Source organism: Microvirga aerilata (genome assembly GCF_016743775.1).
Classification (GTDB): domain Bacteria; phylum Pseudomonadota; class Alphaproteobacteria; order Rhizobiales; family Beijerinckiaceae; genus Microvirga; species Microvirga aerilata.
This window is the reverse complement of record NZ_JAEQMY010000003.1, coordinates 108,110-133,290: the sequence shown is the minus strand read 5'-3', so window position 1 is coordinate 133,290 and position 25,181 is coordinate 108,110. Positions and strand designations below refer to the sequence as shown.

General features: G+C 62.5%; 21 protein-coding genes and 4 tRNA genes. 8 read left to right on the top strand and 17 right to left on the bottom strand.

Features of this window, described 5'->3' with window-relative positions; translation table 11 throughout:
- Positions 1-20 precede the first annotated feature (20 nt).
- The 13 genes from rpoC to JKG68_RS03435 form a co-directional block, all read right to left on the bottom strand.
- Positions 21-4,196, bottom strand: a complete 4,176-nt coding sequence (rpoC, locus tag JKG68_RS03495; RefSeq protein WP_202055885.1) for a DNA-directed RNA polymerase subunit beta' — start codon at positions 4,194-4,196, stop codon at positions 21-23.
- 109 nt (positions 4,197-4,305) lie between these two features.
- Entirely contained in the window at positions 4,306-8,436 is a 4,131-nt protein-coding gene (gene rpoB, locus JKG68_RS03490) for a DNA-directed RNA polymerase subunit beta (protein WP_202055883.1), read from the bottom strand.
- 244 nt (positions 8,437-8,680) lie between these two features.
- Positions 8,681-9,055, bottom strand: coding sequence for a 50S ribosomal protein L7/L12 (gene rplL / locus JKG68_RS03485; RefSeq protein ID WP_202055881.1), 375 nt, complete (start codon positions 9,053-9,055; stop codon positions 8,681-8,683).
- 52 nt (positions 9,056-9,107) lie between these two features.
- Positions 9,108-9,626 carry a 50S ribosomal protein L10 gene (gene rplJ, locus JKG68_RS03480; protein ID WP_202055879.1) on the bottom strand — a complete coding sequence of 173 codons (519 nt, stop codon included), beginning with the start codon at positions 9,624-9,626 and terminating at the stop codon, positions 9,108-9,110.
- A 1,540-nt stretch (positions 9,627-11,166) separates the two neighbouring features.
- Complete coding sequence (gene rplA / locus JKG68_RS03475; protein WP_202056009.1) at positions 11,167-11,868, bottom strand: 50S ribosomal protein L1; 702 nt, start codon at positions 11,866-11,868, stop codon at positions 11,167-11,169.
- A gap of 10 nt (positions 11,869-11,878) precedes the next feature.
- On the bottom strand, positions 11,879-12,307 hold the full coding sequence (rplK, locus tag JKG68_RS03470) for a 50S ribosomal protein L11 (RefSeq protein WP_099511377.1): 429 nt from the start codon (positions 12,305-12,307) through the stop codon (positions 11,879-11,881).
- Between the two features lie 176 nt (positions 12,308-12,483).
- The gene (gene nusG, locus JKG68_RS03465; RefSeq protein WP_181052125.1) at positions 12,484-13,017 is read right to left on the bottom strand and encodes a transcription termination/antitermination protein NusG; all 534 of its coding nucleotides are present in this window, start codon (positions 13,015-13,017) and stop codon (positions 12,484-12,486) included.
- Positions 13,018-13,029: 12 nt separating this feature from the next.
- Entirely contained in the window at positions 13,030-13,230 is a 201-nt protein-coding gene (secE, locus tag JKG68_RS03460) for a preprotein translocase subunit SecE (RefSeq protein ID WP_202055877.1), read from the bottom strand.
- Positions 13,231-13,392: 162 nt separating this feature from the next.
- Positions 13,393-13,469, bottom strand: a tRNA-Trp gene (locus tag JKG68_RS03455).
- Positions 13,470-13,512: 43 nt separating this feature from the next.
- Entirely contained in the window at positions 13,513-14,703 is a 1,191-nt protein-coding gene (gene tuf, locus JKG68_RS03450; RefSeq protein ID WP_202055875.1) for an elongation factor Tu, read from the bottom strand.
- A 68-nt stretch (positions 14,704-14,771) separates the two neighbouring features.
- Positions 14,772-15,341, bottom strand: a complete 570-nt coding sequence (locus tag JKG68_RS03445; RefSeq protein ID WP_202055874.1) for a hypothetical protein — start codon at positions 15,339-15,341, stop codon at positions 14,772-14,774.
- A gap of 100 nt (positions 15,342-15,441) precedes the next feature.
- A tRNA-Gly gene (locus JKG68_RS03440) sits at positions 15,442-15,515 on the bottom strand.
- Between the two features lie 17 nt (positions 15,516-15,532).
- Positions 15,533-15,617: transfer RNA gene (locus JKG68_RS03435), tRNA-Tyr, on the bottom strand.
- 192 nt (positions 15,618-15,809) lie between these two features.
- On the opposite strand from JKG68_RS03435, the gene JKG68_RS03430 reads away from it, so the two are divergent.
- Positions 15,810-16,634, top strand: coding sequence for a TrmH family RNA methyltransferase (locus JKG68_RS03430; RefSeq protein WP_202055873.1), 825 nt, complete (start codon positions 15,810-15,812; stop codon positions 16,632-16,634).
- Between the two features lie 235 nt (positions 16,635-16,869).
- Positions 16,870-18,588 (top strand): MFS transporter, encoded by a 1,719-nt coding sequence (locus JKG68_RS03425; RefSeq protein ID WP_202055872.1) that lies wholly within the window; start codon positions 16,870-16,872, stop codon positions 18,586-18,588.
- A gap of 79 nt (positions 18,589-18,667) precedes the next feature.
- Here JKG68_RS03425 and JKG68_RS03420 read toward each other — a convergent pair whose 3' ends face one another.
- Positions 18,668-18,979, bottom strand: a complete 312-nt coding sequence (locus JKG68_RS03420; RefSeq protein ID WP_246515046.1) for a hypothetical protein — start codon at positions 18,977-18,979, stop codon at positions 18,668-18,670.
- A gap of 140 nt (positions 18,980-19,119) precedes the next feature.
- Between JKG68_RS03420 and JKG68_RS03415 the strand changes: the two genes are divergently transcribed.
- Positions 19,120-19,194 (top strand) — tRNA-Thr (locus tag JKG68_RS03415).
- A gap of 112 nt (positions 19,195-19,306) precedes the next feature.
- Here the strand turns inward: JKG68_RS03415 and JKG68_RS03410 are convergent.
- Positions 19,307-19,684 (bottom strand): hypothetical protein, encoded by a 378-nt coding sequence (locus tag JKG68_RS03410; protein ID WP_202055871.1) that lies wholly within the window; start codon positions 19,682-19,684, stop codon positions 19,307-19,309.
- Positions 19,685-20,256: 572 nt separating this feature from the next.
- Positions 20,257-20,430 carry a hypothetical protein gene (locus JKG68_RS03405; protein ID WP_202055869.1) on the bottom strand — a complete coding sequence of 58 codons (174 nt, stop codon included), beginning with the start codon at positions 20,428-20,430 and terminating at the stop codon, positions 20,257-20,259.
- Between the two features lie 165 nt (positions 20,431-20,595).
- Between JKG68_RS03405 and JKG68_RS03400 the strand changes: the two genes are divergently transcribed.
- Both JKG68_RS03400 and JKG68_RS03395 read left to right on the top strand, forming a co-directional pair.
- Complete coding sequence (locus JKG68_RS03400; protein ID WP_202055867.1) at positions 20,596-21,402, top strand: TrmH family RNA methyltransferase; 807 nt, start codon at positions 20,596-20,598, stop codon at positions 21,400-21,402.
- Positions 21,403-21,490: 88 nt separating this feature from the next.
- Positions 21,491-22,477 carry an MBL fold metallo-hydrolase gene (locus tag JKG68_RS03395; RefSeq protein WP_202055866.1) on the top strand — a complete coding sequence of 329 codons (987 nt, stop codon included), beginning with the start codon at positions 21,491-21,493 and terminating at the stop codon, positions 22,475-22,477.
- On the opposite strand, the gene cutA is transcribed toward JKG68_RS03395, so the two are convergent.
- The gene (gene cutA / locus JKG68_RS03390; RefSeq protein ID WP_202055864.1) at positions 22,474-22,800 is read right to left on the bottom strand and encodes a divalent-cation tolerance protein CutA; all 327 of its coding nucleotides are present in this window, start codon (positions 22,798-22,800) and stop codon (positions 22,474-22,476) included. The two genes, JKG68_RS03395 and cutA, sit on opposite strands and share 4 nt — an antisense overlap.
- A gap of 49 nt (positions 22,801-22,849) precedes the next feature.
- Between cutA and JKG68_RS03385 the strand changes: the two genes are divergently transcribed.
- From JKG68_RS03385 to JKG68_RS03375, 3 genes are read left to right on the top strand one after another with little or no spacing between them, the layout of a single operon-like run.
- Complete coding sequence (locus tag JKG68_RS03385) at positions 22,850-23,623, top strand: NAD kinase (RefSeq protein ID WP_202055862.1); 774 nt, start codon at positions 22,850-22,852, stop codon at positions 23,621-23,623.
- 54 nt (positions 23,624-23,677) lie between these two features.
- On the top strand, positions 23,678-24,157 hold the full coding sequence (locus tag JKG68_RS03380) for a MaoC family dehydratase (protein WP_202055860.1): 480 nt from the start codon (positions 23,678-23,680) through the stop codon (positions 24,155-24,157).
- A complete protein-coding gene (locus JKG68_RS03375; protein WP_202055859.1) occupies positions 24,157-25,041 on the top strand; it encodes an HpcH/HpaI aldolase/citrate lyase family protein in 885 nt (294 codons plus the stop codon). Before JKG68_RS03380 ends, JKG68_RS03375 begins: the two co-directional genes overlap by 1 nt.
- Positions 25,042-25,181: the final 140 nt, after the last annotated feature.

Here is a 25,181-nt window from a genome sequence, read left to right as displayed (position 1 = left end):
AGTTCTTGTAAGGCTTCGGCTTACTCGGCTGCCGGGGGCAGCTCGCTGACCTGAGCCTGGGACTCGGAGCGCTTCTGCTGCAGGATCAGCTCGTCGCGGTGCTGCGCGACGGCCTTGACCTGAGCGGTCAGCGCACCCGTACCCGCCGGGATCAGGCTGCCGACGATCACGTTCTCCTTGAGACCCTCGAGGGTATCGACCTTGCCGTTGACCGCCGCCTCGGTGAGGACGCGGGTGGTCTCCTGGAAGGACGCCGCCGAGATGAAGGAGCGGGTCTGCAGCGAAGCCTTCGTGATACCCAGAAGAACCGGCACGCCTTCGGCGGGCTTCTTCTTCTCGGACACGAGACGCTCGTTGATCTCCTCGAACTCGAGACGATCCACCTGCTCGCCGGTCAGCAGCTCTGAGTCGCCGCCTTCCGTCACCTCGACCTTCTGCAGCATCTGGCGAACGATCACCTCGATGTGCTTGTCGTTGATGAGCACGCCCTGGAGGCGGTAGACCTCCTGGATCTCGTTCACGAGGTAGGCAGCCAGCTCCTCGACGCCCTTGATCGCCAGGATGTCGTGCGGAGCCGGGTTGCCGTCGACGATGAAGTCTCCGGTCTCGACCACGTCGCCGTCCTGCAGGTGGATGTGCTTGCCCTTCGGGATCAAGTACTCCACCGGCTCCGAGCCATCGTGCGGGTTCAGCGTCAGGCGACGCTTGCTCTTGTAGTCGCGGCCGAACTGGATCGTGCCGGACTTCTCCGCGATGATGGCGGCATCCTTCGGACGACGGGCCTCGAACAGCTCCGCCACGCGCGGCAGACCGCCCGTGATGTCGCGGGTCTTGGCGCTCTCGGTCGAAACACGGGCGAGAATGTCGCCGGCCTTGACCTTCGAGCCCGGATCGGCCGCGAGGATCGCTTCCACGGGCAGCAGGTAGCGGGCGTCGCCGCCACGAGCAACCTTGGCAACCTTGCCGCCAGCGCCCTGGATGACCACCGCCGGACGCAGGTCCGCCGTGCGCGGCGAGCCGCGCCAGTCGATGACCACGCGCTTGGCAATGCCGGTCGACTCGTCCATCGATTCGATCATCGATGCGCCGTCGACCAGATCCTCGTAGCCCACCGTACCGTCGATCTCGGTGAGGATCGGACGGGAATAGGGGTCCCACTCGGCGATGCGCTGGCCGCGCTTGATCGTGTCGCCCTCGTCCACCTTCAGGCGGGAGCCGTATTGCAGGCGGTGGACCGCCCGCTCGGTTCCGTCCGGACCGGTGATCACAACCGCCACGTTGCGGCCCATGACGACGAGATCGCCGTCGGAGTTGCGCGCAATGTTCTTGTTGCGGAAGCCGATCGTGCCCTCGAAGCTCGACTCGATGAAGGACGAATCCGCAATCTGAGCCGCGCCACCGATGTGGAAGGTACGCATGGTAAGCTGCGTGCCCGGCTCGCCGATGGACTGTGCCGCGATGACGCCCACTGCCTCGCCGTGGTTCACCGGGGTGCCCCGGGCCAAGTCGCGGCCGTAGCAGGTGCCGCAGACGCCGTTCTTCGACTCGCAGACGAGCACGGAACGGATCTTCACCTCCTGGATACCGGCGGCGCCGATGGCCTCGAGGTGATACTCCTCGATCATCGTGCCCTTCGGAACGATGACGGATCCGTCCTGAGCAACCAAGTCCTCTGCCGTCGAGCGGCCGAGGATGCGGGAGGCCAGCGACGCGACCACCTGGCCGGCGTCGATGATGGCCCGCATGCGGATGCCCCTCTCGGTGCCGCAATCCGGCTCACGGATGACCGCGTCCTGCGCCACGTCGACGAGACGACGGGTCAGGTAACCCGAGTTCGCCGTCTTGAGCGCGGTGTCGGCCAGGCCCTTACGGGCGCCGTGGGTCGAGTTGAAGTACTCGATGACGTCGAGGCCTTCCTTGAAGTTCGAGATGATCGGCGTCTCGATGATCTCGCCCGACGGCTTGGCCATGAGGCCGCGCATCGCCGCAAGCTGCTTCATCTGGGCCGGCGAACCACGGGCGCCCGAATGGGACATCATGTAGATCGAGTTGACCGGCTTGTCGCGGCCATGCTCGTCCTTCTGCACCGTGGAGATGCGGTTCATCATCTCGGCAGCAAGGCGGTCGGAGCACTTCGCCCAGGCGTCGACAACCTTGTTGTACTTCTCGCCCTGGGTGATGAGGCCGTCCTGGTACTGCTGCTCGTAGTCCTTCGCGAGGGCGCGGGTCTCCTCGACGATCTCCCACTTGTTCTCCGGGATCACCATGTCGTCCTTGCCGAACGAGATGCCGGCCCGGAAAGCATTGTAGAACCCGAGACCCATGATGCGGTCGCAGAAGATCACCGACTCCTTCTGACCGCAATGCCGGTAGACGGCATCGATCATGTTGGAGATCTCCTTCTTCGTCATGAGCTTGTTCACGACGTCGTAAGGCAGCATCGGGTGCTTGGGCAGGAGGCGCGAGAGCATCACGCGGCCGGCCGTTGTGTCGACGATCTTCGTGACGGGCTTGCCGTCCTCGTCGAGACCCTGCCAGCGGTAGCGGATCTTCGTGTGGAGGGTGATGACCTTCTCGTTCAGGGCATGCTCGATCTCGCCCATGTCGGAGAACGCCTTGCCCTGGCCGGGCTGGCCGTCGGAGACGATGGACAGGTAGTAGAGACCGAGAACGATGTCCTGCGACGGCACGATGATCGGCTGGCCGTTGGCCGGGTGCAGGATGTTGTTCGTCGACATCATGAGCACGCGGGCTTCAAGCTGAGCCTCGAGCGAGAGCGGCACGTGGACGGCCATCTGGTCGCCGTCGAAGTCCGCGTTGAACGCGGCGCAGACGAGCGGGTGCAGCTGGATCGCCTTGCCCTCGATCAGGGTGGGCTCGAAGGCCTGGATGCCGAGACGGTGGAGCGTCGGGGCGCGGTTCAGCAGCACCGGGTGCTCGCGGATGACCTCGTCCAGGATATCCCAAACTTCGGGCTTCTCCTTCTCGACGAGCTTCTTCGCCTGCTTGACGGTGGCGGAGAGACCCCGCGCGTCGAGCTTGGCGTAGATGAACGGCTTGAAGAGCTCGAGCGCCATCTTCTTGGGCAGGCCGCACTGGTGCAGCTTGAGCTCCGGACCCACCACGATCACGGAGCGGCCCGAGTAGTCCACGCGCTTGCCGAGCAGGTTCTGGCGGAACCGGCCCTGCTTGCCCTTCAGCATGTCGGCAAGCGACTTCAGCGGACGCTTGTTGGCGCCCGTGATGACGCGGCCGCGGCGGCCGTTGTCGAACAGCGCGTCGACGGCCTCCTGGAGCATGCGCTTCTCGTTGCGGACGATGATGTCCGGCGCGCGCAGCTCCATCAGCCGCTTCAGGCGGTTGTTGCGGTTGATGACGCGGCGGTAGAGATCGTTCAGGTCCGAGGTCGCAAAGCGGCCGCCGTCGAGGGGCACGAGCGGGCGCAGGTCCGGCGGGATCACCGGCACGACCGTCATGATCATCCACTCGGGCTTGTTGCCCGACTGAACGAAGGCCTCGATGATCTTGAGGCGCTTCATGAGCTTCTTGGGCTTCAGCTCCGACGTCGTGACCGCGATCTCCTCGCGGATCTCGATGGCGGTCTTCTCCAGGTCGAGCTCCTGCAGGATCCGGCGGATGGCCTCGGCGCCGATCATGGCGGTGAAGCTGTCCTCGCCGAACTCGTCCTGAGCGCGGATGTACTCTTCCTCGGTAAGGAGCTGACGGTCCTTGAGGGGCGTCAGGCCCGCATCGACGACGATGTAGGACTCGAAATAGAGAATGCGCTCCAGATCCTTCAGGGTCATGTCGAGCAGCAGACCGATGCGGCTCGGCAGGGACTTCAGGAACCAGATATGCGCGACGGGGGCCGCGAGCTCGATATGGCCCATGCGGTCGCGACGGACGCGGGCCAGCGTCACCTCGACGCCGCACTTCTCGCAGATCACGCCCTTGTACTTCATGCGCTTGTACTTGCCGCACAGGCACTCGTAGTCCTTGATGGGACCGAAGATGCGCGCGCAGAACAGGCCGTCGCGCTCGGGCTTGAACGTACGGTAGTTGATGGTCTCAGGCTTCTTGATCTCGCCGTAGGACCAGGACAGAATCTTCTCAGGGCTCGCGATCGAGATCTTGATCTGATCGAAGCTCTGCGGCTGAGCCGTCTGGTTGAAGAGATTCATGACCTCTTGATTCATCGCCGTCTCCTGGGCTGAAGGGCGCTAGATAAGCACCCGCACCGGCAATTGCATGGGGCCGCGGCATCATAGCCGCGGCCGAACGTCAGTTATGAAGCGCCGGGGGCGCTTACTCGGCAGCCTCGGACGGGGGCAGCTGCCCCGCCTCGTTGGCGGCCTTCTTGGAGTTGGTCAGCTCCACGTTGAGACCGAGCGAGCGCATTTCCTTCACGAGAACGTTGAAGCTCTCCGGAATGCCCGACTCGAAGGTGTCGTCGCCACGAACGATGGCTTCGTAGACCTTCGTGCGGCCGGCCACGTCGTCCGACTTGACCGTGAGCATTTCCTGAAGGGTGTAGGCTGCGCCGTAGGCTTCCAGGGCCCACACCTCCATCTCGCCGAAGCGCTGGCCGCCGAACTGGGCCTTGCCGCCCAGCGGCTGCTGGGTCACGAGGCTGTAGGGGCCGATGGAGCGGGCGTGGATCTTGTCGTCCACGAGGTGGTGGAGCTTCAGCATGTAGATGTAGCCCACCGTCACCTTACGGTCGAACGGCTCACCGGTGCGTCCGTCGTAGAGCGTCACCTGACCCGAGGGGTTCAGGCCGGCCTTCTCCAGCATGGCCTCGATGTCCGACTCCTTCGCGCCGTCGAAGACGGGCGTGGCGAACGGAACGCCGCGGCGCAGCTTGTTGCCGAGCTCGGCGAGCTCCTCGTCGGAGGCCTGCTCGATTTCCGGCAGATTGCCGTAGATCGACACGAGCTGATCGCGAAGGCCCTTTGACTGGCCCGACCGCATGTAAGCGTCGACGGCCTGCGCGACCTGCTTGCCGAGACCGGCAGCAGCCCAGCCGAGGTGCGTCTCAAGGATCTGACCCACGTTCATGCGGCTCGGCACGCCGAGCGGGTTGAGCACGATGTCCGCGTGGGTTCCGTCCTCGAGGAACGGCATGTCCTCGATGGGCACGATCCGCGACACGACACCCTTGTTGCCGTGACGGCCGGCCATCTTGTCGCCGGGCTGGATCTTGCGCTTCACCGCCACGAAGACCTTGACCATCTTCATGACGCCGGGCGGAAGCTCGTCGCCGCGCTGCAGCTTCTCGACCTTGTCGAGGAAGCGCTGCTCGAGGCGCTTCTTCGACTCGTCGTACTGCTTCTGCATGGCCTCGATCTCGGTCATCAGAGCATCGTCTTCGACCGCGAACTGCCACCACTGGGACCGCGGGTACTCGTTGAGGAGCTCGCGGGTGACGCTGGCGTCCTTCTTGAAGCCCTTCGGGCCCGCAACGGCGCTGCGGCCGATCAGGATCTCCGCCAGACGCGCATAGGTGTTGCGGTCGAGGATCGCCTGCTCGTCGTCCCGGTCCTTGGCGAGACGCTCGATTTCCTCGCGCTCGATGGCCTGGGCACGCTCGTCCTTGTCGACGCCGTGACGGTTGAAGACACGCACTTCGACGATGGTGCCGGTGACGCCCGGGGGCACGCGCAGCGAGGTGTCGCGAACGTCGGAGGCCTTCTCGCCGAAGATGGCGCGCAGAAGCTTCTCTTCCGGCGTCATCGGGCTTTCGCCCTTCGGCGTGATCTTGCCGACGAGGATGTCGCCTGCATGAACCTCGGCACCGATATAGACGATGCCGGCCTCGTCCAGGTTCTTCAGCGCCTCTTCCGAAACGTTCGGAATGTCGCGCGTGATTTCCTCGGGACCCAGCTTCGTGTCGCGGGCCATCACCTCGAACTCCTCGATGTGGATCGAGGTGAAGACGTCTTCCTTCACGATCCGCTCGGAGAGCAGGATCGAGTCTTCGAAGTTGTAGCCGTTCCAGGGCATGAACGCGACGAGCACGTTCCGGCCGAGAGCCAGCTCGCCGTATTCGGTCGACGGGCCGTCAGCGATGATGTCGCCCTTGCGCACCAGGTCGCCGGCGCGAACCAGCGGCTTCTGCGTGATGCAGGTCGACTGGTTGGAGCGCTGGAATTTCTGGAGACGGTAGATGTCGACGCCCGGACGGGTCGGATCCGTGTTCTCCGTGGCGCGGATGACGATACGGGTTGCGTCCACCTGGTCGACCACGCCTGTACGGCGGGCAGCGATTGCGGCGCCGGAATCCCGGGCCACGACCGCTTCCATGCCGGTGCCGACGAACGGAGCGTCCGCCTGAACCAGAGGCACGGCCTGACGCTGCATGTTCGAGCCCATGAGGGCGCGGTTCGCGTCGTCGTTCTCGAGGAACGGGATGAGCGCTGCCGCAACGGACACGAGCTGCTTCGGCGACACTTCCATCAGGTCGACGCGGTCAGGCGCCACGACGATGTTGTCACCGGCGCGGCGGCAGATCACCAGATCTTCCGTGAGCGTGCCGTTGGCATCCAGTGTCGAGTTGGCCTGGGCGATGTTGTACTTCGCTTCTTCCATGGCCGAGAGGTAGATCACCTCGTCGGTCACCCGGCTGTCGCGCACGCGGCGGAACGGCGTCTCGATGAAGCCGTACTTGTTCACGCGGGCGAAGGTGGCCAGCGAGTTGATCAGGCCGATGTTCGGGCCTTCCGGCGTCTCGATCGGGCAGATGCGGCCGTAGTGGGTCGGGTGCACGTCGCGCACCTCGAAGCCGGCGCGCTCGCGGGTCAGACCGCCCGGGCCAAGCGCCGAAAGACGACGCTTGTGCGTGACCTCGGAGAGCGGGTTGGTCTGGTCCATGAACTGCGAGAGCTGGGAGGAGCCGAAGAACTCGCGCACGGCAGCCGCGGCAGGCTTCGCGTTGATCAGGTCCTGCGGCATGACGGTATCGATATCGACCGACGACATGCGCTCCTTGATCGCGCGCTCCATGCGCAGCAGGCCCAGACGGTACTGGTTCTCCATGAGCTCGCCGACCGAACGCACGCGGCGGTTGCCGAGATGGTCGATGTCGTCGATCTCGCCCTTGCCGTCGCGCAGGTCCACGAGCGCCTTGGTCACGGCGAGGATGTCCTCGCGGCGAAGGGTGCGCACGGTGTCGGCGGCGTCGAGGTCGAGACGCATGTTCATCTTCACGCGGCCCACGGCGGAGAGGTCGTAGCGCTCCGCGTCGAAGAACAGCGAGTTGAACATGGCCTCCGCAGTCTCGAGGATCGGCGGCTCGCCCGGACGCATCACACGGTAGATGTCGAACAGGGCGTCCTCGCGGGAGGATGCCTTGTCGATGGCTAGCGTGTTGCGGATGTACGGGCCGATGGTGACGTGGTCGATGTCGAGAACCGGGATTTCGGTGAAGCCAGCTTCGCCCAGACCCTTCAGCATCTTCTCGGTGATCTCGTCGCCCGCCTCGGCGTAGATTTCGCCGGTCGAGGGGTTCACGAGGTCTTCCGCGATGTACTGGCCGTAGAGGTCCTCGTCCGTGGCGCGCAGGTTCTGCAGGCCCTTCTCGCCGAGCTGGCGGGCGGCGCGGGCGGTCAGCTTCTTGCCGGCCTCGAGCACGACCTCGCCGGTCTTGGCGTCGATCAGGTCCACGGAGGCCTTGAAGCCCTTCATGCGCTCGGCATCGAACGGCACGGTCCAGGCGTCGTTGGCCCGGGTGTAGATGACCCGGTTGTAGAAGGTGTTGAGGATCTCCTCGCCGTCGAGGCCCAGGGCATAGAGCAGCGACGTCGCCGGGAGCTTACGCTTCCGGTCGATACGGGCATAGACGATGTCCTTGGCGTCGAACTCGATGTCGAGCCAGGAGCCGCGATACGGGATGATGCGGGCGGCGAACAGCAGCTTGCCCGACGAATGGGTCTTGCCCTTGTCGTGGTCGAAGAACACGCCCGGCGAACGGTGCATCTGGGAGACGATGACACGCTCGGTGCCGTTGACGATGAACGTGCCGTTGTCGGTCATGAGCGGCATGTCGCCCATGTAGACGTCCTGCTCCTTGATGTCCTTCACGGAGCGGGCGCCGGTGTCCGGGTCCACATCGAACACGATGAGGCGCAGCGTGACTTTGAGCGGCGCAGCGAAGGTCATGCCCCGCTGACGGCACTCGTCCACGTCGTATTTCGGCGGCTCGAACGTGTACTTCACGAATTCGAGCAGGGCAGTATTCGAAAAGTCCGAAATCGGGAAAACCGATTTGAAGACGGCTTGCAAGCCCTCTTCCGGCCGGCCACCCTTTGGTTCTTCGACCATCAGGAACTGGTCGTAAGATGCCTTCTGAACCTCGATGAGGTTCGGCATCTCCGCCACTTCCTTGATTTTTCCGAAGAACTTGCGAATGCGCTTCCGGCCGATCAGTGTGTTGGCCATCTGGACCTCGTTCCTCATACACAGCTAATCGAGAACCCCGTGGGGTCAGGTGCCTCGATTAGCCGCCCGGCGGCAATATCCGCCCGAAAACCGCATCAATGCGGGCTCTTCCCGAGCCCCCTGCAAGCGTCGCCAAAAGCTTGACCTCTTTGACGACACAACGGCCCCAGGCAAAAACGCCTGGGACCGTGTGTTTTTGAGCCCGATTTCTCGGGGTAATCCTGCAGCCGCTAAGGCCGCAAAATTACTTGAGCTCGACCTTGGCGCCGACCTTCTCGAGGGTCGCCTTGATCTTCTCGGCTTCGTCCTTGGAGACGCCTTCCTTGACGGGCTTCGGCGCACCTTCGACGAGGTCCTTAGCTTCCTTGAGGCCCAGGCCCGTGATGCCACGGACTTCCTTGATGACCTCGATCTTCTTGTCGCCGGTGGCGGCAAGAACGACGGTGAACTCGGTCTGCTCTTCAACAGGAGCAGCAGCAGCGCCGCCCGGAGCAGCAGCGACGGCAACAGCCGCAGCAGCGGAAACGCCCCACTTCTCTTCGAGCATCTTCGAGAGCTCGGCAGCCTCGAGAACGGTCAGCGACGACAGATCGTCAACGAGCTTGGCAAGATCAGCCATTTTCTAGTTCCTTAAGTTCAGTTCGAACGGTTTGATGATTGAGGTTACGGCCTCACGCCGCTTCGCCTGTCTTGGCATAGGCCCCGAACACGCGGGCGAGCTTTGCCGCCGGCGCCGTGCTGAGCTGAGCGATCTTGGTAGCCGGAGCCTGGATAAGGCCGACCAGCTTGCCGCGCAGTTCATCGAGGGACGGCAGAGTGGCAAGCGCCCGCACTCCGTCCACGTTCAGGGTGGTCGCGCCCATCGCGCCGCCAAGGATCACGAGCTTGTCGTTGGCCTTGGCGAAATCGACAGCGACCTTGGGCGCCGCGACCGGATCGCTCGAATAAGCGATCAGGGTCGGACCTTTCATAAGGTCCGTGATGGACGCGACGTCCGTGCCTTCGAGAGCGATTTTGGCGAGGCTGTTTTTTGCGACCTTGACGGTGGCACCCACCTGCTTCATCTGCGCGCGCAGCTTCTGCATGTCGGCGACCGTAAGACCCGCATAGTGGGCAACGACGACAACGCTCGTGTTGGAGAACACGTCGTTGAGAGTCGAGACGAGCTCGCGCTTTGCTGCTCTTTCCACTGGGCTCTCTCCGGTTGGCGGAAATATCCGCCGGTTGCATTTGCCGTTCAAGGCCCGGACTTGCATCCGAGGCATCATGAACGACGCTCTCGCAAGCCCTGTCCCCCACATGACGCCTGGCGGCGCACCGGGTGAGATGGTTCGAACCGATCTTCGTCGCCTGCGTTAACAGGCATAAAACTCGGCTTCCCCGTCTATGCAGGCTCTTTCGAATTAAACTGGCAAGCCAGCACCTGCAGTCTCGGACAGGACATAGCCGGAACGGGCCAAAGGTTACCCTTTGGCTCTCCGGCCTGTCACCGCCCCGTCTCCAGGGCGGATTCACAGCCAGAGGCCCGCACATAAGCGGAGCCTCGGCCTATATTGGAAACTCAACGCGTTCTATTAAGCCTTTCTGAAGCATTTGCCAAGGGGCTTTTAGTGTTATTTTCGTCATTAGATAACGACTCGGCTCAGCGCAGCTTGACATGTCGAACGCAGCTACGCCTCGAACTCCAGAAGCTCAGCAATATCAGTTAGCGAGCCAACTTCAATTTCTAGAAATGGCGGTTGTTTCCCAGATTTCACCTCCCAGATAAACCGATGTTCATTTTGATATAAGTAGTTGAATTAATTTGCGAAAAACGGCCGAAATAGAGTTGGATCTATGTCATGTGGATCATAATATTCCACACGTCCATCTACCATCGTACATTCCGGTAGCCGCTGCGTCACGGCATCCTTCAATCTTTGACGGAACTTTTGCTCGTTCCGGATGATCAGAACGGCGTCATACTAGACGAAATCACTAAAAATGCGCGCATCATATGCAGCTGAACAGCACCAGACATAAAGGTCAGAAGTTCTGATTCCCCGAAAAGACTCCACTGGCTGGGGAGTTATCGAGATCCTTTCGCCAGTTTCATCAAGCCCGTTCAAGCGCATCGCGAACTGGCTATTTGGAGTCCTCGATATATGCATCAGCTCGTCATCACGCTGAGCAGGGTTAAGGGAAGGATCATTGTAGGTACTGGCCAACGAGACTCTAAGCGCCCCTCGCTCAAGAGAATTCCGAAGATGTATGCGTTTCCCGAACTTCGCAAGGCATGCCGGCTTCCCTGTGAAAGGCTTCGTCAGCCTAGGAGGGGCGTAATGTTTGGAGGCTTCGCGGCGGATCTCCGTTTCGGAATCCCAGGTCCATGACTTTCCTCTACGTATGCACTCCGCTCTGTAATGCACAAGGAGGCGCAGTAGCCGCTGTCTGTTCTCAGTGCTCCTTGGCGGCGTTACCTCATTATCCTTTCCCGTGCTCCACAGGTTCTTGCTGATATCGTCGAAACGCTGTTGAAGGCCATCATCACTCAATTTGCGCAAGTAGAGTGTCTGAGAGTATTCACGGGTCCAATCTTCAAGGCTCATTTCAAGCACCCTTTTTTGTAGCTTCAGACCACTAGGCAGAATGCTGTATCTATAAATAGTTCAATCAATAGTTGAGTAAATGAGAAAAAGAAACCCGACGCGAGCGTCGGGTTTCATGAAGTAGCTGGAACTATCTAGCTGATTAGCCGCCGATCACCGAAGCCGGATCGACCTTCACGCCGGGGCCCATCGTCGAGGAGACGGCGATACGCTGGATGTAGGTGCCCTTGGCGCCAGAGGGCTTGGCCTTGGACACAGCATCGGCGAAAGCCTTGATGTTCTCCACGAGCTTGCCCTCGTCGAACGAGGCCTTGCCGATGCCGGCGTGGATGATGCCGGCCTTCTCGACGCGGAACTCGACGGCGCCGCCCTTGGCGGCCTCGACAGCGCCACGGACGTCCATGGTGACCGTGCCGACGCGCGGGTTCGGCATCAGGCCGCGGGGGCCCAGAACCTTACCGAGACGGCCGACGAGGCCCATCATGTCCGGGGTGGCGATGCAGCGGTCGAACTCGATCGTGCCGCCGTTGACGGTCTCGAAGAGCTCCTCGGCGCCCACGATGTCGGCACCGGCAGCCTTCGCTTCGTCGGCCTTGGGGCCGCGGGCGAACACGGCAACGCGAACCGTACGGCCGGAGCCGTTCGGCAGGTTGCAGACGCCGCGGACCATCTGGTCGGCGTGGCGGGGGTCGACGCCGAGGTTCATCGAGATCTCGATGGTCTCGTCGAACTTCGCCTTGGCGCGGTCCTTGATCAGCTTCACCGCATCCTGGATCGGATAAAGCTTGGTGGCGTCAACGCCCTCGCGGGCGGCGCGGATGCGCTTGCCTTCTTTCACAGCCATCATGCCCTCCTTAAGCCACTTCCATGCCCATCGAGCGCGCGGAGCCCTCGATCATGGCCATGGCGGATTCAACGGTGTCGCAGTTGAGATCGACCATCTTCTTCTCGGCGATCTCGCGGATCTGGTCGCGGGTCACGCGGCCCACATTGCCGCCCTTGCCGGGGGTCTGCGAACCCTTGTCGATCTTCGCGGCCTTCTTGAGCCAGTACGAGACCGGAGGCTGCTTCATCTCGAAGGTGAAGGAACGGTCCTGATACGCGGTGATGATCACCGGGATCGGGGTGCCCTTCTCCATCTGCGCGGTCTTCGCGTTGAAGGCCTTGCAGAATTCCATGATGTTCAGGCCGCGCTGACCGAGCGCCGGACCGATCGGCGGTGACGGGTTGGCTGCGCCTGCGGGCACTTGAAGCTTAACGTAGCCCGAGATTTTCTTTGCCATAGGACTGCTCCTAATGGACCACCCGCCCGGAGCCAACCAGGCGGCATGGCAGTTGCAGATCGCGGTGCAGCCTGGTTTCCCCGGATGGCAACCGGGCAGACCTCCCGCGGATGAAAGCTCCCTTCAAGGAGCCTGGAAAGTGTCACCGGACAGGTGTCACTTCCCTTCCGGTCAGATCAGATCTTTTCGACCTGACCGTATTCGAGCTCGACCGGCGTAGCGCGGCCGAAGATGGACACCGCCACCTTAAGGCGGGCCCGGGCATCGTCGACTTCCTCGACGACGCCGTTGAAGGAGGCGAAAGGACCGTCGGAGACACGAACCTGCTCGCCGATCTCGAAGCTGACGGAGGGCTTCGGGTGATCGACACCCTCGGCCACCTGCCCCTTGATCCGCTCGGCCTCGCGGTCCGGGATCGGAACCGGCTTGGACTTGTCGGCGCCTAGGAAGCCCGTCACCTTCGGGGTGTTCTTGATGAGGTGGTAGACTTCGTCGGTGAGGTCGCACTTCACCAGCACGTAGCCCGGGAAGAACTTGCGCTCCGTATCGACCTTACGGCCGCGACGCACCTCGACCACCTTCTCGGTGGGCACCATGACCTCGTCGAACTTGTCCTCGAGACCGCGCTGCGCCGCCTGATCCTTGATCGACTGGGCGACCTTGTTCTCGAAGTTCGAATAGGCATGGACGATGTACCAACGCTTCGTCATTGCATCCACCCCTTAACCGCCAAGCCCGAGAAGCACCGAGCGCACGCCCCAGCCGATAGCCTGATCGACGACCAGGAAGAACACGCTGGCAACCACCACCATCACGAACACCATCGCGGTCGTGATCATGGTCTCCTTGCGCGTCGGCCAGGTCACCTTCGCGGCTTCCGAGCGGACCTGCTGTATGAAATCGAACGGGTTCGTCTTCGCCATTTCACCTACGTGCACGTCGCTTTGAGAGCGGCTGCGAACGTCCTCTAAGGGCACGCTTGGGCCCAAATTGAAGGGGCGCGGAGCTGCTTTTGAGCCCCGCGCCGCCTGTCTAAACCATCGATGGGGCGCTCTCTAACGCAAAACGCCTGCTTTGTCGACCGCTGGCAGGAGTGGAGGGACTCGAACCCCCAACCCCCGGTTTTGGAGACCGGTGCTCTAGCCGATTGAGCTACACTCCTCCGGCGGTCAACAGGTGGCGGAAAACCGCCACCTGGATCGGTATTAGTCCATCACGGCGGCGACGACGCCGGCGCCGACGGTTCTGCCGCCTTCACGGATGGCAAAGCGCAGCTTTTCTTCCATCGCGATGGGAGCAATTAGCGTCACTTCCATGGTGATGTTGTCGCCCGGCATCACCATCTCGGTGCCTTCCGGCAGCGTCACCACGCCCGTCACGTCCGTTGTGCGGAAGTAGAACTGCGGACGGTAGTTGCCAAAGAACGGCGTATGACGGCCACCCTCTTCCTTGGTCAGGATGTAGGCCTCGGCCTTGAACTTCGTGTGCGGCTTGATCGAGCCCGGCTTGCACAGCACCTGGCCGCGCTCCACGTCCTCGCGCTTCGTGCCACGAAGCAGCATGCCCATGTTGTCGCCCGCCTGGCCCTGGTCGAGCAGCTTGCGGAACATCTCAACGCCGGTCACCGTCGTCTTCACCGTGGCCTTCAGGCCAACGATCTCAACTTCCTCGCCAACCTTCACGATGCCGCGCTCCACGCGACCCGTCACCACCGTGCCGCGGCCCGAGATCGAGAACACGTCCTCGATCGGCATCAGGAACGGCTGGTCGATCGGACGCTCCGGCTGCGGGATGTAGGCATCCACCTCGGCCATCAGCTTGAGAACCGCGTCGCGGCCGATCTCAGGGGAGCGATCCTCCAGAGCGCACAGGGCCGAGCCCTTCACGATCGGAATGTCGTCGCCGGGGAAGTCGTACTTCGACAGAAGCTCGCGCACCTCCAGCTCAACCAGCTCGAGCAGCTCGGCGTCGTCCACCTTGTCGACCTTGTTCATGAACACCACCAGGGCGGGCACGCCCACCTGGCGAGCCAGCAGGATGTGCTCGCGGGTCTGCGGCATCGGGCCGTCGGCCGAGGACACGACCAGGATCGCGCCGTCCATCTGCGCTGCACCCGTGATCATGTTCTTCACGTAGTCGGCGTGGCCGGGGCAGTCCACGTGGGCATAGTGACGGTTCACCGTCTCGTACTCAACGTGAGCCGTCGAGATCGTAATGCCGCGCGCCTTCTCTTCCGGAGCCTTGTCGATCTGGTCGTAGGCCGTAAACGTCGCCCCGCCCGACTCCGCCAGAACCTTCGTGATCGCCGCCGTCAGAGACGTCTTGCCATGGTCCACGTGACCAATCGTCCCAATGTTGCAGTGCGGCTTGTTCCGCTGAAACTTTTCCTTCGCCATGTCCTATGATCCTTGACACGCTTTCATACGTGAACGGCAAACTCGTGCCGCCCAATAGGGCTCTTTGCTCAGTTACGCAAGAGCCAGTTTCGATAGGCGGACAGATAATCGGTGATCATCGAATAACCAAGGTCCGATCCTTCGAAAGCCAGAGCAATCCCGGTGGCGAGACCGCCGATCAGCTTTTTCGTTTCCAGACGGCCATTGTACCGCAGAATGAGCCGACCCGTCGCCTTGTCGAGAATATCGATGTCGGCCTGAATCTTGGCGTCGTTGTCCACGAAGACGCGCCTGGCGACAGATGGAATGTCGAAAACTTTCAAGCGAACGACGGCCCGGACTGGCTGTTTTCCGGTGAAGACCGGCGCAATCAGGCTACCAAGCTCGTTGTTGATTCTGGCGGTCAGGACCTGCTGGAAATGAGCAGTCACCTGCGGGAAGTTGGATGCGGGCTCGGATTTGATCCGGCTGGCGATCTCGGGGTCGGCGGCATTCGACTGGAGGAAGCGCTCCTCTTCACTGGGCCATGAGCGGATGACCTCAGCGCCTTCGACCACAACTTCGGTGAGCCGATACCTGCCGAAATCCTCGAAAGCCAAGCTATGAGGCGCGACGGAAAGGCAACCTATCAGGAACAAGCAACTTTCCGATATAACGATGCATCTAAACAACATAAAAAAACCTGCCCCTTAGTCTGGTCGGCTGATGTAAAATTGGGAGGATCAGAAGTTACAAAGGTGGAGCGGGTGAAGGGAATCGAACCCTCGTATTCAGCTTGGAAGGCTGCTGCTCTACCATTGAGCTACACCCGCGTACCCTTCTGATTGGGTGGTGGGGGAAGTAGGACTCGAACCTACGAAGGCATAGCCAGCGGATTTACAGTCCGCCCCCTTTGCCGCTCGGGACATTCCCCCTTAGAACCCAACCCGAACGCAAAACGCCGAGGCCGTTCTGTGGACCACTTCGCCGAGGCCAAGCGTTCCGTGGCGCTCTTATGGTGACCTGCATGGCCGGTGTCAACCTCAAAGCGCAACGAAATAGAACGGGTCGTGCATGGGGCTGCCCTGTGCTATGGCCCCTCTATCAACCCGTGAGATCCGAGACCCATGAGCGAGCGCCCCCATCAATCCCGAAAGCCAAGATTCCAGCGCCCGCACGGGAAATCCGGCCGCCGCGATCCCCAGGCGAGACGGCCGAATTTCGAGGTCGACACCACCGTTCTCTACGGTTGGCACCCGGTTGCGGAAGCTTTGCGCAACGGCAAGCGAACGATTCGCCGCCTCCTGGCGACGGAAAACTCGGCGCGGCGCCTGAACGAGGAGCTGGGCGCCCCCCTGCCGCTCGAACCAGAGATCGTCCGTCCTGACGAGATCAACCGTCTCGTGGAGCCGGACGCCGTGCATCAGGGCCTTTATCTGGAGGCGGATCCCCTTCCCTCCCCGTCCGTCGACACCCTCAGCCGTCAGCGGGTGGTGCTGGCCCTGGATCAGATCACCGATCCCCACAATGTGGGAGCCATCGTGCGCACGGCCGCTGCCTTTGATGTGGAGGCCATCATCACCACCGCGCGCCACAGCCCGTCGGCCACCGGCGTTCTGGCCAAATCGGCCTCGGGCGGGCTGGAGCACGTGCCCTTCATGATCGTTCGCAACCTGGGCGATACCCTGACGGAGCTCGGCAAACGCGGATTCCAGCGCATCGGCCTCGATTCTTCGGGCGAAGCGGATCTGAGCGAAGTTAAGATCAGCCTGCCGGTTGTTCTTGTGCTGGGGTCCGAGGGCAAGGGCCTGCGCCAGAGGACACGGGACTGCTGCGATGTGATCGGCCGATTGGACATGCCAGGCGCCATCAAGAGCCTGAATGTCTCCAATGCGGCGGCGATCTCCCTTTATGCTGTGGTCAAGGGCGCCGCAAAGGGCGCGGGAGAATGACAGGCTCGACGCCTTAAGCCTTTGCTGAGGCTTGATATTTTTGCCGTCCCGTCCGCTTCTTAGACGGAAGTCGCAAATACCAATTGAGAATTGTGGAAAGAACGTTCGAGGTTAGCCTCCTGCATGATGGAATCTTGATCGCCCTGCGCGGCCACGATGCCTCGGCCTCAGCCTGCCCTGCATGGCTTGTGGCCCAGAACCCGGATCACCGGGCACATGAATGGAAGGGAACCCTATGGCAACAGCAGCAACCACGCCGCATTCGGCCGCCGCAACGCGGCCGATGACGCGAGAGGAGAAGAAGGTCATTCTGGCCTCCTCCCTCGGCACCGTCTTCGAATGGTACGACTTTTATCTTTACGGATCTCTCGCAACGATCATCGGCGCGCAGTTCTTCTCCGCCTTCGATGTGACGACCCGTAACGTCTTTGCGCTTCTGGCCTTCGCGGCGGGCTTCCTCGTGCGTCCCTTCGGCGCCATCTTCTTCGGGCGCATCGGCGATCTCGTCGGCCGGAAATATACCTTCCTCATCACCATTCTGATTATGGGCTGCTCGACCTTCCTGGTGGGTCTTCTGCCCAGCTACAATCAGATCGGCTGGATCGCCCCGGTCGTTCTGATTGCGCTGCGCATGCTCCAGGGCTTGGCGCTCGGTGGCGAGTACGGCGGTGCTGCGGTCTATGTGGCGGAGCACGCTCCCGTCGGCCGCCGTGGCTTCTACACCAGCTTCATCCAAATCACCGCGACCGTCGGTCTTCTCTTGTCCCTCGTGGTCATCCTCATGCTGCGCGTATGGATGGGTGAGCAGGGCTTCCAGACGGGCGAGGGCTGGCCCATTGCCGGCTGGCGCATTCCGTTCCTGCTCTCGGTGGTGCTGCTCGGCATTTCGGTCTGGATTCGCCTCCAGATGAACGAGTCTCCGGCCTTCAAGAAGATGAAGGAAGAGGGCACGCAGTCGAAGGCTCCTCTGAAAGAGGCTTTCGGCCAGTGGGGCAATGCCAAGATGGTGATCATCGCCCTGATCGGCTTGGCGATCGGCCAGGCCGTGGTGTGGTACACGGGCCAGTTCTATGCCCTGTTCTTCATCCAGAGCATCCTGAAGGTCGACCTGCTCACCTCGAACGTGCTGATCGCCTGGTCCTTGATCCTGGGCACCGGCGGCTTCGTGTTCTTCGGCGCGCTGTCGGACAAGATCGGCCGCAAGCCGGTGATTCTCGGCGGCTGCCTAATCGCCGCGATCACCTACTTCCCGCTCTTCGGCGCTCTCACGAACGTGGTCAGCCCACGTCTCAACCAAGCGCTTGAGACCGCGAAGGTTCAGGTTGTGGCTGATCCTGCCACCTGCGGCTCGGTGTTCGATCCGGTCGGCATTCGCACCTTCACCGCACCGTGCGACATCGCCCGCGTGGCCCTGGCCCGCTCGGCGGTCAAGTACGAGCTGGTTCCGGCTGCGGCCGGCACTGCCCCGAAGGTCACCTTCAACGGCAAGGAGACCCCGATTGCCCCGGCCATTCCGGCCAACATCACGGCCTTCACGGCAGCGGCTGCAGAGGCGGGCTATCCGAAGGCAGGCGACCCGACCATCCTGAAGGTCGGCGGCTTCTTTGATGCCCTGGGCAACGCTCAGGCTCTCAAGGCCATCGGCATCCTGACGATTCTCGTGATCTACGTCACGATGGTCTACGGCCCGATCGCCGCGGCCCTGGTCGAGTTCTTCCCGACCCGCATCCGCTACACGGCCATGTCCCTTCCCTACCACATCGCCAACGGCTGGTTCGGCGGCCTTCTGCCTCCCACAGCCTTCGCGATGGTGGCGGCGACCGGCGACATCTACTACGGCCTCTGGTATCCGATCGTGATCGCTCTGGTAACCTTCGTGGTCGGCCTCCTCTTCGTGCCGGAGACCAAGGACCGGGATATCATGACCTACGAGGGCGCCAGCCCGAGGCGCTAAGCCTCTGTCGACCTCTCGGAACAGGGAAAGCCCCGCCTCGCGGCGGGGCTTTTCATTTGGGCTGAAGGGATCCTTGTGCTCAGTAGCAGGTCGTCACGCGGCGGACGATCCAGCCCTCGCCTTCGACGAAAAGGCGTTTGCGGGAGATGTTGCAATAAGGATCGCTGCCCGTAGCGGACCCTACCGAGGACGTGGTTTCCACATCCTTGGCGGCGACGGCCGTGACCGGCTCCTTGCTCGGCTTAGCCGCTGCGCCATGTCCTGCGGGAGCGGCCTGGACCGATTCTGCAGCAAGCCCGAAGCCTGCCACGAGCGACAGAACGGCGAAAAACTTAAGACCGCCGCTGAGCGGCGAAATCCTCTTCTGAAGAGAAGCCCCTAGGGTCTTCATGGTACCAACTCCGTGATTACCGTTTGGCTGACAATTCCAGAATCGAGGGTTGGTTGCGGTGCGCTGGGACACTTAATATTTACATTTGTATGGAACTTGCTTCCTGCCTCACAGGCTGCTACCTCAGCCCTGTCAGTCCAGCCGGTGTAGCACAGCGGTAGTGCAGCGGTTTTGTAAACCGAAGGTCGGGAGTTCGATCCTCTCCACCGGCACCATTCTCCTCCTGAGAATGCAGATCCTCAACAATCACAGAGACTTGGAACGCGCGGCCCCGGCCGAGAGCCGGAGCCTTTCGTGTAAAGCCATCCAAGCTGCGGGACCTGCAAATTAGCCCCCGCTGGCGGAGCCGCCTCCACTCCCACCGGAACCGCCGCTACCGCCTCCAGACCCGCTTCCGCCGGATCCTCCGGTGTTCTGATTGCCGGTCGAGCCGCTGCTGCCACCCGAGCCTGTACCGCCCTGCGCTCCGGAGGCACCCGTGTTCTGGTTGCCTCCGCTGCCCGTGCTGCCCGTAGCATTAGGGCCTGAGCCACCACTGGCATTGTTGTTGCGGTCGTCGATGTTGGTGTTGGGCTGATTTCCGGACCGGGTCAGCGGCTGGCACACTCCGCCGATCATCTGCTCGCCCACCATGCAGGCTCTCGTTGCCGGGGTCGTCTGCGCCATGGCGGCACCGCTCAGGCCTGCCAGAAACACTCCAGCCAAAACAGGTTTCCAGGTTGTTCTCACGTTCGAATCCTCATGTGTCGGGCCATGGCTAACCGACGACTGGGGACATGTTTGGTTTCAGCTTGGGCGTGGGCTTTTCCACGAACAGGCATTTTGAAGCGCACAGACCCAAGAACAAGCTGAGCTTGCTACCTCTTTGGGCGCTCTCGCGCAGTCGGCGGGATTAGTCCACCTGCCCAGGCAGGCTTTTGCAAAATGAAGCTTACGATGCGGCCAGCTGTATGCTGGAGGCGTCTGTGGAGCAGTTGTTGCTGAATGTCATAGGCTCGGCCGCCGTAGCTTCCGCTGTTGTTGCCGGGGCTATGACAACCCGCCTGTCGAGGGAATTGGCAGGTTTGGCCAGGTGCCGGTCCAATCCTACCCGGGATAAGTCCGGCCTTTAGGCGTCATGCCCTCCGCCACAATACTTACGGCACACAGAGCCCTGGCAAGTCCGGGTGAGCCGAACGGGCGATCCGGCTGCTGCAGTGCAATTCTCATTCAGTTGCGGGCCGGCTGTTCCTGGCGGAGGCTCATGGGCAGCAGCCCGCTACAAGCTTGAAGCCTCTTTAGCGGATCCGTTCCTTGCCCCAGTTCTCATGGGCAGCCTGATCGGCAGCTTTCTTCTCGGTTTGCGTCAGCCTGCGACGGCGGCTGAAGACGGCCATGAAGATGCCGATCAGCAAAGGCCCACCGATGATCACCAAGCCCCAAACCCAACCATCCGCGATATCCCAATTCATGTGTTTTCTCCCTGCATGGGACCGCCGATGCGACCCAAGGATGTCCCGCTTGGCTAACCGGGAGAGAAAGTCGTTGTTCCGCGAGGGGCTCTCTCATAAGCAAAGCCGCAGCCCTTGATCGGAAGATGGCAGGTCTACTTGCCCTGGAGCCTTGAACACCCGTCCATGAGAATCGCCATTTCAGATCCCGACGATTCCCGCATCGAAGCCTATCGCGCCGTGCGCGAGCGCGACCTCGTGGGCCGTCAGCATCGGTTCGTGGCCGAGGGCGAGGTTGTCCTGAGGGTTCTGCTGAACCAATCCCGTTTCGAGATCGAATCGGTCCTCCTTGCGGAGAGCCGTTTGGACGGCTTGGGCGACATGCTCCCCCTGCTCGCGCCTGAGACGCCCATCTACACGGCAAGCCGCCAGGTGATGGATGCCATCGTGGGCTTTCCGATCCACAGGGGTGTTCTCGCAATCGCCCGACGCGGCGTGCCGGAGCCGGTGGAGAGCCTTCTGTCCCGGCTTCCGGAGAAGGCGCTCGTCGTCGGACTGGTCGGTTTAGCCAACCATGACAATGTGGGCGGCATTTTCCGCAACGCGGCGGCCTTCGGGGCGCAAGCGGTTCTGCTCGACCAGGAGACCTGCGATCCGCTCTACCGCAAGGCGATTCGCGTCTCGGTCGGCGGGGTCCTGGTCGTGCCCTTCACGCGCGTTCCCTCGGCCGAGGCCATGGTGCGGGCGCTGGAGGCGGCCTCGTTCGAGGTGATTGCCCTTTCCCCGTCCGGCAGGGACGTGCTTTCGCACATAAAGCCCGTCCGGCGCACGGCCCTGCTCTTGGGTGCGGAAGGGCCAGGCCTGCCCCCGGATGTGCTGGCGCGCACCAGGACCGTATCGATCCCCATGAGCGGCGGCTTCGATTCGCTGAACGTGGCGACCACGAGCGGGATCGCCCTGCATCACCTCGCCTTCACGGGTTCGCGCCGGTAACGGCACCGCTCGCTGACTTGTGAAAGGCCTGTCTCTTGTTTCGAAGCGGGGCCGTTCTAGGCTTTGCTTCTCACGTTGGGAGACGCCTATGACAATCACACGCCGCACCGTCCTTGCCGGTACCGCTCTTGCCGCTGCTCCGATCGGAGTTCCCGCCATGGCCCAAACGGCCTCGCCCGCACCGGCTCCTGCGCAAGGATCCGCCGCGCGCCAGGCTCCCGGCTTTTATCGCTACAAGGTCGGGGACATCGAGGTTACCGCCATCAACGACGGCTCCGCGCCTCGTCCTCTCGAGGGCTTTATCCGCAATGCGGAGATCGCGGCCGTTCAGCAGGCTGCCCGTGAGGCGTTTCTCCCGGAGAATACGATCCAGAACACCTTCAACGGCCTTGTTCTCAACAACGGCGGACGGCTGACGATCATCGATACCGGCAACGGAGACATGGGCGCTCCCACAACCGGCCGCTGGATGGAGAATTTTCGCGCCGCCGGCTTCGATCCGGCCCAGGTCAACACCGTCGTCATCAGCCATTTCCATGGCGATCACATCAACGGCCTGCGCCGCAAGGACGGCACCGCGGTCTTCCCGAATGCCGAGGTGATGGTGCCGGCCGCCGAATGGGCGTTCTGGATGGACGATGCCCGCATGAACCAGGCTCCCGAAGGCGCAAGGGGCGGCTTCCAGGGCGCCCGCCGGGTGTTCGGCCCCATCGCCAACGACGTGAAGCGATTCGAGGCGGACAAGGAGGTCGTGCCGGGCCTGACCTCCGTTGCGGCCTATGGCCATTCGCCAGGCCACACCGCCTTTATGCTCTCCTCGGGCTCGGGCCGGCTGCTGATCCTGTCCGATACGGCGAACCACCCTGCCCTCTTCGTGCGCAATCCGGACTGGTCGGCCGTGTTCGACATGGATGCGGATCAGGCCCGCGCCACCCGCCGCCGGATGCTCGATATGGCGGCCTCCGAGCGCGCGCAGGTCGCGTTCTACCATGCGCCTTTCCCGGCGACCGGCCATATCTCAAAGGACGGCAACGGGTTCCGCTTCGTGCCGGTGCAGTGGAGCCCGGCCGTCTAGGAAGCGTCTGAGGTTTCCGTCAGAAGCCACTCCAGGGTGGCCGCGTCAGCGCCGGTCGGCTCGATGAAGAGAACGACCGGCGTCTCGTAGGGGTGCCTTTCCTTCAGGGCGCGATGCACCTGGTCCTGGAGACCCTTGCGGGTCTTCAGGATGGCGACCGCTTCCTGGCCCTGCTCGACGGCTCCCTTCCAGGCATAGACGGACCTCATCCCTGGCAGCACATTGATGCAGGCGATCAGCCGATCCCGCACGAGGCCCTCCCCGATCGACAGGGCGCTGTCCACATCGGGAAAGGTCGTATAGACGAGAAGTGGGCGATCCATGCTATGCCTTTCCTCCGCATCCCGCCGGACGCAACGAGGGTAACTGGGCATGGCCCGCCGTTTCAACAACATTGCATTCGTGGCGAGTGCCGCACCTGATGCTCAGGCGGCGCTCAAAGGCCTGCAGGACCGTTATCCGAACGTTGCCCCCGAGGACGCGGACGTTGTCGTTGCCCTCGGCGGCGACGGCCTGATGCTGCAGAGCCTTCACGACAGCATGGGAACGGCCAAGCCCATCTATGGCATGAACAAGGGCACGGTCGGCTTCCTGATGAACGAGTTCCGGGAGGAAGACCTCTTCGAACGCCTCGATGCGGCCAAGCGCAGCGTCGTTCACCCCCTCCTCATGGTCGCCTGGGATGTGATGGGGGTGGCGCATACGGCGCGCGCGATCAACGAGGTTTCCATGCTGCGGCAGACCTACCAGGCCGCCAAGTTGCGCGTGAGCGTCGACTCCCATGTGCGCATCCCGGAACTCATTGCGGACGGCATTCTGGTGGCGACGCCTGCCGGGTCCACGGCCTACAATCTTTCCGTCGGCGGAACGATCCTGCCGCTGACCGCGCCCCTGCTGGCCCTGACCCCGATCTCGGCCTTCCGCCCGCGCCGGTGGCGCGGCGCGCTGCTGCCGGACTACGCCAAGATCCAGGTCGAGGTTCTGGAGGCCGTGAACCGCCCGGTGAGCGCGGTCGCCGATCACACGGAATTTCGCAACGTCTCCCGCGTTCATGTCTCCATGGACAGAAGCGTCGATCTTGTGATGCTTCACGATCCCGGCCATAGCCTGGACGAGCGCATCCTGCGGGAGCAGTTCGGCTATTGAGACCCGAAGAGGCATGGGAACCAGCATGCCCTGTCAGCAGAGGAGGACAGCATCGTGAGCGACGAGAGCAGGCACCCGCGCGGGGGGCTCTATTTCGAGGACTTCACCGTCGGCACCACCATCAATCACCGCCTCACCCGGACGGTGACGCAGATGGACAACATGCTGTTCTCCAACATGACCCTGAACCCCCAGCCGCTCCACATCGACGCGCATTTCTGTGCAACAGAGACGGAATGGGGAAAGCCGCTCATGAACTCCCTGTTCACCCTGGGCCTCATGATCGGCATCTCCGTCAACGACACCACCGTCGGCACCACCATCGCCAATCTCGGCATGACGGACGTGACGTTTCCCGCTCCGCTGTTCGAGGGCGATACGGTGAATGCAACGACGGAAATCGTCGCCAAGCGCGAATCCAAGTCGCGGCCCGATGCAGGCATCGTCGACTTCATTCATCGCGCCTATAAGCAGGACGGCACTCTGGTCGCCGAGTGCCGCCGGCAGGCTTTCATGCGCAAGAGGAGCGCCTGATGCGGTCCCTGCTCTTCGTGCCGGGCGACAGTTCCAGGAAGCTAGAAAAGGCCCTGGCATCGGGAGCCGACGTTCTCCTCATCGATCTGGAGGATTCCGTCGATCTCAGCGCCAAGGAAGAGGCCAGGCGCGTGACCGCGGCCTTTCTTTCGGAGCAGCAGGCGACACCTGATCGCCCCCGCCTGTTCGTCCGGGTGAACGGTTTGACCACCGGACTCACCGACGCCGACCTCGACGGCGTGATGCAGGCAGCTCCCGACGGGATCGTTTTGCCCAAAACGGTGGGCGGCGCAGATGTCGCGCATCTGGGAGCGAAGCTGGCAGTCAGGGAGGCCGAGTTCGACCTAAAGGACGGCGCCACGCGCATCCTCGCCATCGCCACGGAGAATGCCGCGGGTGTTTTCGCGCTGGGCACCTTCGCGGGTGCGAGCCATCGGCTCATGGGAATGACCTGGGGCGGAGAGGACCTGTCCGCCGATCTCGGGGCTGAGACCAACCGGGACGCCGATGGCGCCTATACGGATCCCTACAGGCTCGCCCGGTCGCTCACCCTCCTGGGTGCAGCCGCCGCGGGAGTCGACGCGGTGGACTCCGTCTTCACCAACTTCCGCGACATGGCAGGCCTGGAAGCCGAGTGCCGCATGGCCCGGCGCGATGGCTTCGTGGCCAAGATGGCGATTCATCCGGCGCAGGTGCCGATTATCAATGAGGCCTTCACCCCCTCCCAGGAAGCAATCGACAAGGCCAAAGCCGTCATCGAGGCTTTCAAGGTCAATCCCGGCGCGGGCGTCGTCGGCGTCAACGGCGAAATGCTTGATCGCCCGCATCAGCTCAGGGCTGAGCGGCTGTTGCGGCGGGCAGCCCAAAACGCCGGCCGGCGCTAGGGGCCCCTGAAGCAACCGAACACTTGGCTTGCCGGTTCGTGGCAAAAAATCCCGGCCTCTATGAAGCCGGGCTGCGGGCGGTGCACGTCACAGCCACTGCTGGTCGATGGCCATGGCCATGAAAGAAGGCGCAACTCTAT

Excerpts from the sequence above, each read along its gene's own strand:
- rplL (WP_202055881.1), bottom strand. The coding sequence starts at position 9,055 with ATGGCTGATCTTGCCAAGCTCGTTGACGATCTGTCGTCGCTGACCGTT.
- cutA (WP_202055864.1), bottom strand. The coding sequence starts at position 22,800 with ATGGATCGCCCACTTCTCGTCTATACGACCTTTCCCGATGTGGACAGC.
- JKG68_RS03385 (WP_202055862.1), top strand. The coding sequence starts at position 22,850 with ATGGCCCGCCGTTTCAACAACATTGCATTCGTGGCGAGTGCCGCACCT.
- JKG68_RS03425 (WP_202055872.1), top strand. The coding sequence starts at position 16,870 with ATGGCAACAGCAGCAACCACGCCGCATTCGGCCGCCGCAACGCGGCCG.
- JKG68_RS03400 (WP_202055867.1), top strand. The coding sequence starts at position 20,596 with ATGAGAATCGCCATTTCAGATCCCGACGATTCCCGCATCGAAGCCTAT.
- JKG68_RS03420 (WP_246515046.1), bottom strand. The coding sequence starts at position 18,979 with ATGAAGACCCTAGGGGCTTCTCTTCAGAAGAGGATTTCGCCGCTCAGC.
- JKG68_RS03375 (WP_202055859.1), top strand. The coding sequence starts at position 24,157 with ATGCGGTCCCTGCTCTTCGTGCCGGGCGACAGTTCCAGGAAGCTAGAA.
- JKG68_RS03395 (WP_202055866.1), top strand. The coding sequence starts at position 21,491 with ATGACAATCACACGCCGCACCGTCCTTGCCGGTACCGCTCTTGCCGCT.
- JKG68_RS03430 (WP_202055873.1), top strand. The coding sequence starts at position 15,810 with ATGAGCGAGCGCCCCCATCAATCCCGAAAGCCAAGATTCCAGCGCCCG.
- JKG68_RS03405 (WP_202055869.1), bottom strand. The coding sequence starts at position 20,430 with ATGAATTGGGATATCGCGGATGGTTGGGTTTGGGGCTTGGTGATCATC.
- rplK (WP_099511377.1), bottom strand. The coding sequence starts at position 12,307 with ATGGCAAAGAAAATCTCGGGCTACGTTAAGCTTCAAGTGCCCGCAGGC.
- rplA (WP_202056009.1), bottom strand. The coding sequence starts at position 11,868 with ATGGCTGTGAAAGAAGGCAAGCGCATCCGCGCCGCCCGCGAGGGCGTT.
- rpoB (WP_202055883.1), bottom strand. The coding sequence starts at position 8,436 with ATGGCCAACACACTGATCGGCCGGAAGCGCATTCGCAAGTTCTTCGGA.
- secE (WP_202055877.1), bottom strand. The coding sequence starts at position 13,230 with ATGGCGAAGACGAACCCGTTCGATTTCATACAGCAGGTCCGCTCGGAA.
- tuf (WP_202055875.1), bottom strand. The coding sequence starts at position 14,703 with ATGGCGAAGGAAAAGTTTCAGCGGAACAAGCCGCACTGCAACATTGGG.
- rpoC (WP_202055885.1), bottom strand. The coding sequence starts at position 4,196 with ATGAATCAAGAGGTCATGAATCTCTTCAACCAGACGGCTCAGCCGCAG.
- nusG (WP_181052125.1), bottom strand. The coding sequence starts at position 13,017 with ATGACGAAGCGTTGGTACATCGTCCATGCCTATTCGAACTTCGAGAAC.